At 63.4% G+C, this 14,778-nt stretch carries 12 protein-coding genes and 2 pseudogenes; 10 read left to right on the plus strand and 4 right to left on the minus strand.

Annotated elements, in window-relative coordinates:
* Positions 1-8 precede the first annotated feature (8 nt).
* From QX041_RS22185 to QX041_RS22195, 3 genes are read left to right on the plus strand one after another with little or no spacing between them, the layout of a single operon-like run.
* Entirely contained in the window at positions 9-665 is a 657-nt protein-coding gene (locus tag QX041_RS22185) for a hypothetical protein (RefSeq protein WP_315706505.1), read from the plus strand.
* Positions 665-1,480, plus strand: coding sequence for a sugar phosphate isomerase/epimerase family protein (locus tag QX041_RS22190; RefSeq protein WP_315706504.1), 816 nt, complete (start codon positions 665-667; stop codon positions 1,478-1,480). Before QX041_RS22185 ends, QX041_RS22190 begins: the two co-directional genes overlap by 1 nt.
* A gap of 15 nt (positions 1,481-1,495) precedes the next feature.
* Positions 1,496-3,217: an FAD-dependent oxidoreductase gene (locus QX041_RS22195; protein ID WP_315706503.1), complete on the plus strand. Its 1,722-nt coding sequence runs from the start codon at positions 1,496-1,498 to the stop codon at positions 3,215-3,217.
* Here QX041_RS22195 and QX041_RS34405 read toward each other — a convergent pair.
* Positions 3,218-3,346 (minus strand): annotated as a pseudogene (locus QX041_RS34405) (hypothetical protein); the annotation flags it as partial.
* Positions 3,347-3,405: 59 nt separating this feature from the next.
* Here QX041_RS34405 and QX041_RS22200 point away from each other — a divergent pair.
* Complete coding sequence (locus QX041_RS22200; RefSeq protein ID WP_315706502.1) at positions 3,406-5,232, plus strand: tannase/feruloyl esterase family alpha/beta hydrolase; 1,827 nt, start codon at positions 3,406-3,408, stop codon at positions 5,230-5,232.
* 279 nt (positions 5,233-5,511) lie between these two features.
* On the opposite strand, the gene QX041_RS22205 is transcribed toward QX041_RS22200, so the two are convergent.
* Positions 5,512-6,639 (minus strand): LysR family transcriptional regulator, encoded by a 1,128-nt coding sequence (locus tag QX041_RS22205; protein WP_315714177.1) that lies wholly within the window; start codon positions 6,637-6,639, stop codon positions 5,512-5,514.
* A 75-nt stretch (positions 6,640-6,714) separates the two neighbouring features.
* On the opposite strand from QX041_RS22205, the gene QX041_RS22210 reads away from it, so the two are divergent.
* From QX041_RS22210 to QX041_RS22235, 6 genes are all read left to right on the plus strand, one after another.
* A complete protein-coding gene (locus QX041_RS22210) occupies positions 6,715-7,797 on the plus strand; it encodes a 2,3-butanediol dehydrogenase (RefSeq protein ID WP_315706500.1) in 1,083 nt (360 codons plus the stop codon).
* 84 nt (positions 7,798-7,881) lie between these two features.
* The gene (locus tag QX041_RS22215; RefSeq protein ID WP_315706499.1) at positions 7,882-9,018 is read left to right on the plus strand and encodes an ABC transporter substrate-binding protein; all 1,137 of its coding nucleotides are present in this window, start codon (positions 7,882-7,884) and stop codon (positions 9,016-9,018) included.
* A 57-nt stretch (positions 9,019-9,075) separates the two neighbouring features.
* The gene (locus tag QX041_RS22220) at positions 9,076-10,566 is read left to right on the plus strand and encodes a sugar ABC transporter ATP-binding protein (protein WP_315706498.1); all 1,491 of its coding nucleotides are present in this window, start codon (positions 9,076-9,078) and stop codon (positions 10,564-10,566) included.
* Positions 10,563-11,528 (plus strand): ABC transporter permease, encoded by a 966-nt coding sequence (locus QX041_RS22225; RefSeq protein ID WP_315706497.1) that lies wholly within the window; start codon positions 10,563-10,565, stop codon positions 11,526-11,528. The genes QX041_RS22220 and QX041_RS22225 overlap by 4 nt, the downstream gene beginning before the upstream one ends.
* Positions 11,529-11,533: 5 nt before the next feature.
* Positions 11,534-12,505 (plus strand): ABC transporter permease, encoded by a 972-nt coding sequence (locus tag QX041_RS22230; RefSeq protein WP_315706496.1) that lies wholly within the window; start codon positions 11,534-11,536, stop codon positions 12,503-12,505.
* 409 nt (positions 12,506-12,914) lie between these two features.
* Positions 12,915-13,382, plus strand: coding sequence for a transposase (locus QX041_RS22235; RefSeq protein ID WP_315706495.1), 468 nt, complete (start codon positions 12,915-12,917; stop codon positions 13,380-13,382).
* Here the strand turns inward: QX041_RS22235 and QX041_RS22240 are convergent.
* Both QX041_RS22240 and QX041_RS22245 read right to left on the minus strand, forming a co-directional pair.
* Positions 13,358-13,513, minus strand: a pseudogene (locus tag QX041_RS22240) (IS256 family transposase); the annotation flags it as partial. The gene QX041_RS22235 and the pseudogene QX041_RS22240 sit on opposite strands and share 25 nt — an antisense overlap.
* Before the next feature lie 675 nt (positions 13,514-14,188).
* Positions 14,189-14,551 carry a hypothetical protein gene (locus QX041_RS22245; RefSeq protein WP_315750108.1) on the minus strand — a complete coding sequence of 121 codons (363 nt, stop codon included), beginning with the start codon at positions 14,549-14,551 and terminating at the stop codon, positions 14,189-14,191.
* Positions 14,552-14,778: the final 227 nt, after the last annotated feature.

Raw genomic sequence — 14,778 nt, forward strand, 5'->3', positions numbered from 1 at the left:
AGACAAGCATGCGCGGAACAGGGTTTCTCGCCATCTGGAGCGACGTCGAGGCGCATGATCTGACCGACTACCGGCATTGGCTGACGCGCGAGCACACCACCGAGCGCGTGACGACGCGGGGCTTCCTGGCGTCGCGTGTGTTTCGTGCCGTGCGCAGCGACGTCAACCGCTTCTTCATCCTGTACGAGCTCGAAACGCCCGAGGTCCTCGACGGCAAGGACTATCTGGCGCGGCTCAACGCGCCCACCCCGTGGTCGCAGCGCATCATGCCGAAGCTCGGCAATTTCATGCGTGGCGGCGGTGTGATCGTCGCGCGCGCCGGGCGGGGCGAGGGCGCCACGATCGTGGCGCTGCGGATCGACAAATTGCCCGCCGACCCGCAACGGCTGGCCACCGCGCTCGTTGGCTGCGACGGGATCGCTGCCGTGCAGATCGGGGCGACCGACGCGCCGCGGACATCCGTACCGACCGCTGAAAAGGGCATGCGGAAGCACGAGGGCTTCTTCTCGGGGCTTCTGTTGATCGAGGCGCTCGATGACGCTTCGTTGCAGAGGGCCTTGCGGCAGGCGCGGACACTTGCATCCGATGTCATGGAGGGAGCCAGCGAGCCTGACTTCTATCAGGGCATGTTTGCGCTCGACGCACGCATCGCGGATGCTTGCTGATGGCGACCTTTTCGCTCGCTGCGCTGACCGTGCTCGACTTGGCGCCGCCCGAGATGATCGATCTGGCGGCCCGCTGCGGCTACGACAAGGTCGGCCTCAGGCTGCTGCCGGCCGTGCCCGGTGGACTGGCTTATCGCCTGATGGATGACGCCGCGCTCCTGCGTACGACGCTCCAGCAGTTGCAGTCGACGGGTGTAACCGTTGCCGATCTCGAGGTCGTCGCCTTCAGACCTGAGACGAGCGTCGCGTCGTTCATGCCGTTCTTCGAGACAGGCGCACGCCTCGGCGCCAGGCACATCCTTGTCGCCGGCTATGACCCCGACCTGGCGCGGTTCTCCGATCGTTATCGGCAGTTTTGCGAGGCGGCTGCTGCGTTCGGTCTGACCGCCGATCTGGAATTCATGCCCTGGACCAGCGTTCCTGATCTGACAACCGCGATGCGGATCGTTGACGATGTCGACCATCCCGCGGCCGGCATTCTGGTGGATGCGCTGCATTTCGATCGATCGCGAAGCAAGCTCGCGGATCTCCGCTCCATCCCGGCCGATCGGCTGCACTATTGGCAGCTCTGCGACGGTCCGGCCGAGCGCCCCGCGACGACTGAGCAAATGATCCATGCCGCGCGCGAGGAGCGCATGTTCCCGGGCGAGGGCGGCATCGATCTCGTCGGTCTCACGCGGGCGATGCCGGACTGCCTGACCATCAGCATCGAGGTGCCGACCGTTGTGCTGGCGAAGACCGTCGATGCTGAAACGCGGGCGCGGCGCGCCCTTGCAGCGGGCAGGGCCGTGGTCGAAAAGGCGCAGGCGCTGTGACGGAAGAGGCTGGTGATGGCGCACAACGATCGCCCGTGGGACGTTGAGACCGATCTGCTGGTCGTCGGTACCGGCGCTGCCGGCATGACGGCCGCGCTGGTGGGCGCGCTCGAAGGGCTCGACGTCGTCCTGTGCGAGAAGTCGGACATGGTGGGCGGCACCACCGCAACCTCCGCCGGCACGGTGTGGATCCCGGGCAACCGGCAGGGCCGCCTTGCGGGGACGCCTGATACGGTCGAGGCCGCGCGCACCTATCTCGCTGCAATGCTCGGCGAGCACGCCGCCGACCGCCGCGTCGACATGTTCCTTCGGGCAGGGTGGGTCGTGCTTGATGATCTCGAGCAGAAGACGAGCGTTCGATTTGCGGCGCCTCCGATCCACCCCGACTACAAGCAGCTTCCGGGCGCTGCGATCGGCGGACGCGCGCTCACGGCCATGCCGTTCGAGGGCCGAAAGCTCGGACCGGATTTTGCCCGTGTCAGGCCGCCGCGTCGGGAGTTCATGGTGCTCGGCGGCATGATGGTGAGCAAGGCGGACATCCCGGCGCTGCTGGCGCCATTCCGCAGCTGGAGCAGTCTTAGGCATGTCCTGGGTCTGCTCGCCCGGCATGCGATGGACCGGATCAGCCACACGCGCGGAACGCGCCTGGTCATGGGAAACGCGCTCGTCGCGAGGCTCCTCGACAGCCTCCGCCGCGTCGCCGTCGACCTGCGCTTCGAGACCGAACTTCGCGATCTCGTTTGCGAGGGGGATCACATCATGGGTGCGGTTCTTTCGTCTCCTGGCGGAGAGCTCAGGATAAGGGCCCGCAAGGGCGTCGTGCTGGCGAGCGGAGGCATCGGCTGGAGCCGTGAGCTAAGAGAGCGTCTATTCCCCGAGCCGGCGCGTCGACTTTCGCTCGCGCCCACCTCGAACACCGGCGATGGCATCCTGGCGGCGGAGCGCGTCAGTGCAGCGATCGCCCGAGACCTCGACAGTCCGGCGTTGTGGATGCCGAGTTCGGTGATGACGCAGGCCGACGGTCATGTGTCGATCTTCCCGCACATCATGCTCGATCGCGCCAAGCCTGGATTGCTGGCCGTGAACAGGTCAGGCCGCCGTTTCGTGAACGAGGCCGATTCCTATCATGACTTCGTCGCCGCGATGCTGCGATCGAACGCGCCGTCTTCAAGTCCGGCCTTCCTGATCTGCGATGCGACGTTCATCAAGGATTTCGGCATTGGGCTCGTTCGTCCGGGGACGCGAAACCTGAAGGCGTTCGTGCAAGCCAGCTATCTGGTCGAGGCGGAGACGATCGAGCAGCTGGCGCGAAGGATCGGCGTCGACGCCGGGCAGCTTGCGGCAACGGTCGAGCAGTATAATCGCTACGCGGACAGCGGGATCGACGAAGACTTCGGCCGAGGGTCCAGCGCGTTGAACCGGTTCAATGGCGATCCGGAGACCAAGCCGAACCCATGTCTGCGGCGGATCGGTCAGGGGCGCTATTATGCCGTCGCCGTGTGGCCGTCGGATCTCGCCAGCAGTTGCGGTCTACTTACGGATGAGCGCGCCAGAGTGTTGTCACGCAACGGAACGGTCTTGCCCGGACTGTATGCCGTCGGGACCGATGCATCCTCCATTTTCCGCGGCATGTACCCCGGACCTGGAACGATGATCGGCCCCGCCATGGTCTTTGCATGGTGCGCCGCGCTCGATTGCGCAGGAACGCTCGCTGACCGAATGAGGCTGTCTGAGTGACCAACGGGAGGTTCGCAGGCGATTCTGATTCGCGACAATTTTGCCTTCGGGTTCAGGCGCCGGGTTGGCGCCCCCGGAGTCGCGGCTCGGCTGCGCCGCACAGACCCATGAGCCGCTGACGGTACCGATTGTAGACTAAGGCGGCCCCGGGCTGCCAACAGAGAACGATAAGCAAGAGGAGAGAACTGATGCCGATCGCGCGAGGAATTTTTTGGGCAATGCTGCTGGTGGCTGCGACTTGCCAGGTGACATCGGCGTTCGCCGAGCCGATGGCTTGTGACGACGGCATCAAAGCCGCCTTCCATCCCGACGAGATCACGACCGTGATCGCGGTCCGCCGGGTCAACAAGGGTGAGGAGCTTTTGGCGCCCGATGCGCCGAAGCCGATCACGGCGGCAGCCGATCTTTGCCTCGTGAAGCTGTTGGTCGGTCCCGGCGTCACAGCGGAGAAGGACAAAAACGCGCGCTCCTATTCAGAAGGTATCGGCATCGAGGTCTGGCTGCCGACGCAGGCCAACTGGAACGAGCGCATCCGTAACTATGGCGGTGGCGGCTGGGTCGGCGGCGGCCATCGCTTCGCCGACAAGATCGGGAGCAAGGTGCCGGCAATTGTCAACGCCAATATCGGCTATGCTTCGGGCACAACGGATGCCGGCCAGCCGTGGTATCAGGACGGTTCGTTCGCCTTCCTCTCTGACGGCAAGGTTAACGTCGAGGGCCTCCGCGACTTCTCGGTACGGGCGATGGTCGAGCAGGCGATCAAGACCAAAGCGCTGGTCAATCTCTACTATGGCAAGGCGCCGAAATTCGTCTACTACGATGGACACTCGCAGGGCGGCCGCCAGGGCCTGAAGATCCTGCAGGAATATCCAGAGCTCTATGACGGCTACATGATCGCGCAGCCTGCGCCGAACATCGCGCGGTTCGGCACCACCAGCCTCTATCCGCAGATCGTGATGAAGACCGAGCTCGGCTTCTCTGCCATCAACAAGCCGGAGGCTGCCGCGTTCGCCGCCAAGGTCGACGCTGCCAACAAGCGCGCCGTTGCAACCTGTGACAAGGCCGGGCTCGGCTTCCTGCTTGATCCCTTCGCCTGCGACTACAATCCCGCCCGCGACGCGGTGCTGCTCTGTACGGGCGAAACGAGCGACGGCGTCACCGGAAGCAACGCCGACAAGGCAGCTTGCATGAGCTCGAAGGAAGCGGGTGCGCTCAACAAAATCTGGTACGGCGCGACCCGCGATGGCAGCGTCGATCCGGCTCAGACGGCGGAAGCCCGCAGCGGCAAGGCGCTCGGCGTGAAGCAGATGTGGTGGACCTTTACCAAGGGCACGTCGATCTCAACGCAGATCACGAGCCCGTCGACTGACAATTTTGCGCTCGGCATGGAGGACGTCAGCTACGCCGCTGATGCCAGCGCGACCTCAGCCATTCCGATCACCAACACCTCGACCGCAAGGCGCAACCGCTGGCTCGAGCTCGATTATGCCGCCTTCGCTGCTGGCGTCGACAAGAATGTCGAACTGCAGCCCACGCTGTTCAGCAATCTGATCACCGACAAGGCCGATCTCTCGAAGCTGCGCGATCTCGGCCGCAAGGTGATCATATGGAGCGGCCTTGCGGATGATGCGATCCCGCCGGCCGGCAACGTCAATTATCACGAGCGCGTGCTTGCTGCGATGGGCGGCGACGCCGAGGTCTCAAAATTCATGCGGATGTATCTGGTCCCGGGGGCTGCGCATTCCTCGCAGGGCCGCTCGTACACCGTGACCGGCAAGAACGACGCCGTGCCGCTGCCGAAACTGCCGGGCAATGCCAACCAGACGCCGACCCGCGACAAGGACCAGTTCTTCTCCGCATTGACGGATTGGGTCGAGAAGGGAGTGCCGCCGGGCGAGATCACGTTGACCTCGCGCGATGGCAGCGTGAGCTATCCGGTCTGCGTCTATCCGCAGCGGACGACGTGGGATGGCCGCGGCCCTGCGACGCAGCCTTCGAGCTTCAGCTGCCGCTAGTCACTACAATCAAGAAATTCTCGACAGAGGGGAGACAGACGAGAGGCGATGGCGGTCTCAGTTGTCGTTGGAAGAGCCTGACTCTTTCACCGTTGCATGTCGCAGCTCCGTCGTCAAAATAGGAATGAAGAACCATTGGTTTGGGATTGGCAGCGGACTTCGCTACCAATCCTACTATCTCATGCGCCAAACTACGATTTTTCGTGATTCGTACTCCCGCTGCTGGCAGTCCTCGTCCGCGAACGGCACGCAATTTCCGCCGAAGGACGTTGAAACAGGTCAGTCGCTCTCAGTCGGACGTCCGCGCAGTGAAGTCTCTGCGCTGTCCCAGGGCGGTTCCGGCCGCCAAGCCTCTATCAACGCATCGATGAATGTACGCACCTTCGGCGACAAGTGCCTGCTCGAAGGATAGACGGCGCGAATGGGTGCACCATCGGCGTCGACCTCTTTGAGGATCGGCACCAGCCGACCTGCACGCAGATCGTCGCTGACCAGGAATGTGGCAAGCCGAGCGATGCCGAAACCCGCAATCGTCGCGTCGCGCAAGGCTTCAGCGTTGGTCGCGACGAAACGCCCATTGATGGCGATCACGCGAGCTTGTCCGTTCTCGTTGAATCGCCAGTCGACGGAGCGCCCGCCGTGCACGAAGGCGAGGCAGCTATGCTGCGCCAACGCGTCGATGTTTCTCGGCGTTCCTCGCTCGGCAAGATAGGCCGGCGACGCACAGGTCACCAGGCGATGGCGCGCCAGAAACCTATTCATCAGCCGAGAATCTTCGCTGCTGCCGATCCTGATCGCGAGATCCACGCCCTCGTCGATGAGATCGACATAGCGATCGCCGAAGGAGGCGCTGACGGATATCTCCGGCCATTTGCGAATGAACTCATTGAGGACCGGAAGCACGTGCAGCCGGCCGAAGGATACGGGCAGATCCAGCCGCAACCGCCCCCGCGGCGCCTGCGAGTGACTGAGCATCGCCATCTCCGCTTCGTCGAGATCGGCGAGCAGCCTCACGCACCGCTCGTGGAAGGCGGCTCCCTCTCCGGTCAGTGAGACGCTTCGCGTGGTGCGCTGGAGCAGCCTGACCCCGAGCCGGTCCTCGAGCCGAACGATGCTCTTGCCGACTGCCGATCGCGAAAGGCCGATGCGTTCGGCCGCTGCCGTGAAGCTCTTGGCTTCGGCGACATGGACGAACACGCTGATGTCCTTCATCCGGTCGATAGCCATTGCGCCTCCTGAAACAGCCCCGAGCTGCAGCCGCGGCCATTCAAATCCGCCACGAACGGTCCGATCATTGGGGCAATACGTTCCCCAGTGAAGGGAAATCACCGGATATTGTGGCTCCAAGGCGCCTATTCTAACCTTTTTGAAACTGGCTGCACCAGCATGGGAAGTAAAATTCCCCATTCAATCAGATCAATGCAAACCGGTAACATGGTAGTGCGAGGCCAATAACCTGCCGCGCAGAAGGGGAAGCGCACCGTGAAGGCTGTTCGCTATTACGGACGGAAGGACATCCGTGTCGAAACCGTCGATGAGCCCAAGGAGATGGGCGCCAGCCAGCTCCTGGTGAAGCCGCTGTGGACCGGCATCTGCGGCACGGACCTCCACGAATACATTGCAGGGCCGATCGTCACGCCCGCGTCGCCGCACGTGTTCACTGCAGCAACCTTGCCGCAGATCCTGGGACATGAGTTCTCGGCCGAGGTACTGGACGTCGGGCGCGACGTCACTCATGTGCGGCGCGGCGACCGTATTTCGGTGCAGCCGCTGATGATGCCGATGAACGACTATTACAGCCGGCGGGGTCTCAACCATCTCAGCGAAAAGATGGCTTGCATCGGCCTCAGCTGGGCCTGGGGCGGCATGTCCGATCTCGCCGTCATCAACGACTACAATGCGGCGAAAGTGCCCGACTCCATCACCGACGAGGAAGCCGCCATGATCGAGCCGGCGGCGGTCGCGCTCTATGCGGTCGACCGCGGCGGTGTCCAGGCTGGCAGCACCGTGCTGATCGCAGGTGCAGGCCCGATCGGCGCGCTGACCATTCTGTGCGCCCACGCAGCCGGCGCCGCCAGGATCTACGTGTCGGAGCCCAACGCATCGCGGCGTCGAACGATCGAGAGCTGGGGTATTTGCGCCGGCGTCTACGATCCCAAGACGACGGACGTGGTCGCGCGCGTCAAGGAGCAGACCGAAGAGAATGTCGGCGTCGACGTCGCCATCGAATGCGTCGGTAACGAAAGCGCATTGAACACCTGCGTCGAAGCCGTGCGGCGGCGCGGTGTCGTGGTGCAGGCCGGCCTGCACGTCGGCAAAGCCTCGACCGATCCGATGTTGTGGGCCCTGAAGGACATCACCATCGAGGCAACCTGGTGTTACCCGATCACGATGTGGCCGCGCATCATCGGACTGGTCGAGTCTGGCAAGCTGCCAATCTCGAAGATCATCGATGGCCGTATCCGCGCCGAGGACGTGGTCTCGAAAGGCTTCGACGTCCTCACTGCGCCAAGCAACGACAAGCTGAAGATACTCGTGTCGACGCAGCTGGCGGCACCGTCGTGAGGCGGCGTAGGCAAGACCAGGGTTGATTGTCCAGAGCGACGCTCAAGTCGCCACGATCAGTGAAACCAAAGGGGAGGAACACCAATGAGAGTGACTATCGCGAGCTGCCTGTCACTGGCCTGCCTGGCCATGGTGACACCAATTGCCGTCCAGGCGGAATATTCCGGCGCGCCGCGCACGTTCCTGTTCAATCCAGCGCTCGACGTCTGCATTCGCGACACCGCGAAGTTCAAGAAGGCGCCGCCCTACACCATCGGCTTCTCCAATGCCGGCCTCGGCGACAGCTGGCGCGTGGTTGGCCTGCACTCGCTTCAGAAAGCTGCGCACGACCATGCCGACGTCGTGAAGAAGCTGCTGATCACCGATGCGGGCCATGACGATGCCAAGCAGGTCGCCGACATCCAGGATCTGGTCTCCCGCGGCGTCGATCTCCTGATCGTCAGCGCCAACACGTCGCAGGCGCTCGATCCCGCCGTCACCCAGGCGACCGAACGCGGCATCCCCGTCGTGATGGTGGACCGCCGGGTGGATTCTGACAATTTCGTCACCTTCGTCACAGCGTCCGACGCGATGATGGGGCGCCTGTTCGCGCAATGGATCGTCGAGAAGCTGAACGGCAAGGGCAACGTGATCATCCTCGGAGGCCAGGCCGGCTCCAGCCCGAACGAGAACCGTGTCAAACCAGCGATGCAGGTGTTCTCGGCCTATCCCGGTATCAAGATCCTGGAGACCGTCTACTCCGACTGGAGCCCGGTGAAGGGCAAGCAGGTGATGCAGGCCATGATCGCCAAGTACGGCCATAGCATCAATGCCGTGTTCTCGCCGCACGGATTGCAGGTGCCCGGTGCGATCGAGGCCTTTCTCGATGCCGGCTGGAAGGGAAGCGAAATTCCGCCGATCACCTCGGCCGACATGAACGGACCGATGAAGATGGCTATCAAGAACAAGTTCCCGCTGCTCGACATCGACTATCCGCCCGCGATGATGGGCACGGCGCTCGACGTCGCGCTCAAGGTGCTGTCCGGCGCCGCGGTGCCCTGCGTCTATACCATCAACAGCAATATCGTTCTGACCCACGGTGACGAGACGCCTTCCATTCCGAAGCCTGACATGTATGCGGAGCAGCACATCGTGCCCGACGGTCCCGACGACATGCTCGTGTCCGGCGGCATGGGCCCGACCTACAATCCGAGCACGTTCAAGATCGACTATCCGCACTGAACCCGGAACAATGGCGTACCGGCGAGGCCGGCACGCCAAAGGGGCAAGACGGACCGAATGCTCACACTCAAGGCCATTTCCAAGAGTTTTCCCGGCGTGCGCGCCCTCCACGGCGTAAACTTAGACGTCAAACCTGGCGAAATCCACGGCTTGCTCGGCGAGAACGGCGCCGGCAAATCCACCCTGATCAAGATCATCGCCGGCGCGGTTGCGCCCGACGAAGGCGAGATCACCCTCGCCGGTCAACGCGTGAGATGGTCGTCACCGCGCGAGGCGAAGCTCGCCGGAGTCCACGTCGTCTATCAGGAGTTCGCGCTGTTTTCGCAGTTGTCCGTCGCCGAGAACATCTTCCTCGGCAACGAGCGGCGCAACGCGCTCGGCCTGGTCGATCACGGACGGACACGGAAAGAGGCCGCTGAGCTGATGCGCAAGCTTGGCATCACCCTTGACCCTCGCGAGACGGTGGCCTCTCTCTCGGTCGCCGACCAGCAGATGGTCGAGATCGCGCGCGCGATGACGCACAATGTCCGCCTGTTGATCCTCGACGAGCCCACCGCCGTCATTGCCGGGCGCGAGGTCGAACTGTTGTTCGAGCGCCTGCGCCGGCTGCGCGAGGCCGGTGTGTCCATTCTCTTCATTTCGCATCGGCTCGACGAAGTCTTCGCGCTGTGCGATCGTGCCACGATCCTGAAGGACGGCCGTCTGGTCGGCACGACGGATACCGTCGCCGTCACGCGCGAACGGCTGATCTCGATGATGGTGGGGCGCGATCTCGGCGAGCTGTTTCCCCCGCGCTCGACCGCGTCGCGACCGGATCAACCCGTGCTACGCACCGACGGCATCTGCGTCGGCGACCGGGTCCGTGACGTCTCGATAGAACTGCATGCAGGCGAGGTCGTCGCGCTGGCGGGCATGGTCGGCGCCGGACGCACCGATCTGGCGCTCGGTCTGTTCGGCGCAGCTCCTATCTCGAAGGGCACTCTCCACATCGCCGGCGAGCGCTTTACGGCAATGACGCCCGCCAAGGCGATCGGGCTCGGCATGGGCCTCGTCACCGAGGATCGCAAGTCGCAGGGGCTTGCGATGCTGCTCGACATTGCTGCGAACATCACTGGGCCAGCACTCGGCGAGGTCACCCGCTACGGAGTGATTGATCGCGAGGGCGAACTGGCGATCGCCGCCCACGAAATCGAACGATACCGCATCGCCTGCCGCGGACCGGCAACGCCGGTCGCAACCATGTCGGGCGGAAATCAGCAGAAGGTGATCATCGCGCGCTGGGCACGCCTGTGCAGGTCGATACTGATCCTCGATGAACCGACACGCGGCGTCGACGTCGGCGCCAAGGCCGATATTTACCGGATCATGCGCGAACTTGCCGATTCAGGCCTCGCAATCCTGATGATCAGCTCGGAAATGACCGAGGTCATCGGCATGGCCGATCGCGTGATTGTCATGCGCGAGGGACGGATCGCCGGCGAGCTGCCGGGATGCGACGCCACGGAGGAAAGCATCATGTACCTGGCCACGAGCGAGCGCGCCGCATGACCGCGATCGCCGCCCGTCTCGCGATGCCTTGGTGGCTGCGCAGCAATGCGGGGCTTGCCGGCGTGCTCGTCCTGATCTGCGCGGTATATCTTGTTGGCGCAACGGTCTCCGACCGATTCCTGACGCTGGGCAACCTGCTCAATGTCTATGAGCAGACCACCGACCTTGCGCTGGTCAGTATCGGGCAAACCCTGACCATTCTCAGCGGCGGCATCGACCTCTCGGTCGGCTCGCTGATCAGCCTCACCTCCTGCCTGACATCAGGCCTGATCAACGGCAATCCGGATCGGGTCGTTCCGGTCGTGCTCGGCGTGCTCGCGCTCGGGACATTCGTCGGCGTGCTCAACGCCGGCCTGGTCGTCACCTTGCGCGTTCATCCGCTGATCGTGACGCTCGGCATGGGCGCGGTCCTGCAAGGCGTGACCTTGCTCTACGCACTGGGACCGGTCGGTCGGGTGCCGCGCAGCTTCACCGTGCTCGCCTATGGACGCATCTCGGGCATCCCCATCGGAGCGACGCTTGCAGTCGTCCTTGGCATCCTGGTCGCGCTGCTGCTGCGATATTTGCCGCTCGGCCGCCAGATCTACGCCCTTGGCGATGATGCGAATTCCGCGCGTCTCGTGGGATTGCGGCGGACGCGCATCCTGATGCTGGTCTACGGCATCTCGGGCTTCTGCTGCGGGGCGACCGGGCTTTATCTCGCCGCGAGGTTCGGCGTTGGACAGCCCTACACCGGCGTCAACTACACCTTGGCTTCGATCACTCCGGTCGTGCTCGGCGGTACCTTGCTGAGCGGTGGCAAAGGCGGCGTGATCGGCACGCTGTTCGGCGCCTTTCTGATCACGCTCCTGAACAACCTGCTCAACTTCATGGACGTGTCGAAGCACTATCAATTGGTCGCGCAGGCGGTCATCATCATCCTTGCCGTCTCCATCTATGTCGAACGCCGCAGGATCGGGTGAGCAGGATGTCAGGCTCCGTAGAAATCGCCGGCTCCGTCACCCCGTCCTGGTCGGTCCGCAGCGTCATGGAAAGCTATGGCACAGCCCTCGCTCTGCCGCTGCTGCTCGCGCTTGGTGGCGTGATCTCACCGGCCTTCGTCAGTCCCGGTAATTTGTCCAACCTGCTGCTACAAGTCGCGCCGCTCGCGATCGCAGCCATGGGGCAAAGCCTGGTGATGATCGTTCGCGGCCTCGATCTCTCTGTCGCCTCGATGATGGCGACCGCCGCCGTGATCGCGACCGGTTTCTCGGGCCTCGACCAGAATGTCCCCGCCATCGTCGCGACGGCCTTGGTGGTCGCTGTCAGCGTTGGCCTGCTCAACGGCTTTCTCGTCACCAAGCGTCAGGTGTCCCCGTTCCTGGCAACGCTCGCCACGATGATCCTGCTCCAGGGATTCAGGTTCGCCTACACGCAGGGCGCGCCGTCCGGCAACGTGCCGCCGGTACTGCGGCTGCTCGGCTCCGGAAAATTTCACGGCGTGCCCTATAACGTACTCGTTCTGCTGTTCGTAGCGGTCTTGCTGGCTGGGGTCCTGCACCGTTCCGCTTTCGGAAGGAGGATTTTCATTGTCGGCGGCAATCCAGTGACGGGGCGCCTGTTTGGCATCCGCTCCGACGCGGTCATGATCGGCTGCTACCTGATCTCGAGCTGCCTTGCGGCGCTCGCCGGGCTGATCCTGAGCGGTTATGTCGGGCTCGTCGACAACTGGGTCGGGCAGGGGTACGAGCTCGACTCGATCGTAGCCTGTGTCGTCGGACGGGTGTCGCTGCGGGGCGGCCGCGGCTCGATCCTTGGCGCCCTCACGGGAGCCGCCATCATCGTCATCCTCGCCAACGAAGTGGTGCTGCTCGGCGTGCCGGTCCAGGTCCAATTGATCATCAAGGGCGTCGTCATTGTCCTCGCTGCTGCAATCTACACTCGTAGAGATGCACCATAGCGTTTTCTAAGGATGCGATGAGAGGAAACCCACCATGAGCGAGCATTGAGAGGAAACTGTTCCGGGTAGAAAACCGGGTACTCTCAAAAAAGTCCAATTGATTGTGCCGCTGCACCGAAGTTTGTTGCACGAGCGGACAGACCGGAGCGTTGCACGTGTTGTAGCCCCTGCGGAAGAGGTCTCCACAAGCGCATTGTTATTCGGCGATTGCTGAGGACATTCCGTGTTCATTACGATTGCCGTCAGCGACAATATTGGCTGGTTCATGGAGAACTTGCCGAGCGTTGGATGTCAGCCACCAGCGGCCATGACCCACCCCACCCGCACGTGCACATGATCGTACCGGGCGGCGGCATCTCGCCCGACGGCCAGCGCTGGGTGTCCTGGCGGCCAGGATTCTTCCCTGCCAGTGCGGGCGCTTTCACGCCTGTTCCGTCGGCTGTTCCTGGAGCGCCTGGCCACCCTCCACCAGGCCGGGCGCCTGATCTTCGGCAACGACGCCCACCTCGCCGGAGAACAATCATTAGCAACGTTGCTGGCAGCGTCGGGCAAGATGGAATGGGTCGTTTATGCCAAGCGTCCGTTCGGTGGCCCCGAGGCAGCGCTGGCCTATCTGTCGCGCTATTCCCACCGCGTCGCTATCGCCAACAGCCGCCTGCTCGCCTGCGGCCAGCAAGGCGTCACCTTCAGATGGAAGGATTACCGCGTCGAAGGGCCGCGACCGTCAAAAGCGGATGACGCTCGCGACGGACGAGTTCATTCGCCGCTTCCTCATCCACGTGCTCGCCTCCGCCGCATCCGCCACTACGGCCTGCTGGCGCGAGGCGCCTGCACCGACAACGTCGCACGCGCGCGCGAGCTGCTCTTCTCGCCATAGGCGGCTCCAGTCAGCCCGGCGACCTCCATCTCCATCAACCGCTGGGCGGCAAAGCCGATCATCTCGCGCAGAAGATCCGCGTCCGGGGCCTCCTCGACGAGCGCGCGAAGGTTCATCATCTCGTCGGTCATCGGTGGTTCCTCGAATCGAGTTGGTGTCAGCAACCCGACCCTACCGGGCAATCACCGGTGACCACCGCAAAGCCGTCCGCCCGCTACGGCGCTATGGGAGAGCGCGCGGGCGGACGGCTTTGCTCTACCAAGTTACACCACGCCCGGGAACACCGCCCTTAAAAGTATCGCAAAGCGGCAACCCGGACAAGCGCAACGACGGCTCTGGGTCGCGGGCGGAAGTCTCATGCAGAGTAAATCTCGTCTGCACAACCTCGGGCAACTGATACGCGTGGCCCTGACGGGCTTCACCTGAACCGCCTCCGTACCGCGATAGGAAATCTGTGCGTCTTCTCCGTCGTGACCGAAGCGCGACCCTTCTGGCGCCCTAGCGTCCACCCGAAGTCGCCTCCGGATCCTCACCAAGGGCCTACCTCGCCACCCTCGGTCTCGCCGCTTGGCGCGGCAAAGATCGATGTTTGATAATGCGATAGGCCCCGGACGGCTAAGGCCTTGAGCCGGTTCACGGCCTATCGGGTGCTGCGGCGCTTGGTCCTGCGGCCGAGGTCCATGCCGTCAATTGGCCAGGAGACTAAGGCCGCTATCCTACTCGACTTGCCGGCCGACCATTTGGCGGCCACTGATCGCTCACGAACGGCGGTTTTTGGGCGGGTCTTCGAGATCCGACCTTCCGAATTAGGCTGCTCTCCTGTAACAAAATAGGGCTTCTGCGATAGTGGGCTTCACGATGTAGCGGACCCCCGCTACCACCATTCCCCACACTCCCTTTACTCTGCTTGGGTATGCCTCCCCGCCAATCAGCGAGTTGAGACGGCCAGCAATTTCAACACAGACCCCGCCCGGGCGCGTGTCATCTCTCGACACCGTCACCGTCTCCACAAGATCTCGAATTGCTTCGGCAGCCTCCGTATCGCCTGCGCTCACACCTTTGCCGAGCGCATTTTCGAGCCGCGCCAATTGCTCTTCGTATCGCCTAAGAATGACGGGGTGGAGCGCAATCGGCTGCGAAGCGGAGGGCTGGCTTTGCAATTCAGCCATGATCCGCTTCCGATTGGCATCCAGAGCCGTGGACCGCGGGCCGAGAATCGAAGGATCGCCATGCCCCTTGGCGATGGCGTCAGCTGGATGCCGCAGCGAAGAAAAAGAAGCTCAATTATCCAGTATGATTGCGGGAACAGGTTTGCCGGCCGCTTCACAGACTGCCTCGATAAGCAGGCGAGATCGTGTCCCCAAGCGTGGTGTAGCTGGCGGCCCACCGCGTTCGC

Origin of the sequence: Bradyrhizobium sp. SZCCHNRI2009, from assembly GCF_032485115.1 — a bacterium.
Taxonomy (GTDB): Bacteria; Pseudomonadota; Alphaproteobacteria; order Rhizobiales; family Xanthobacteraceae; genus Bradyrhizobium.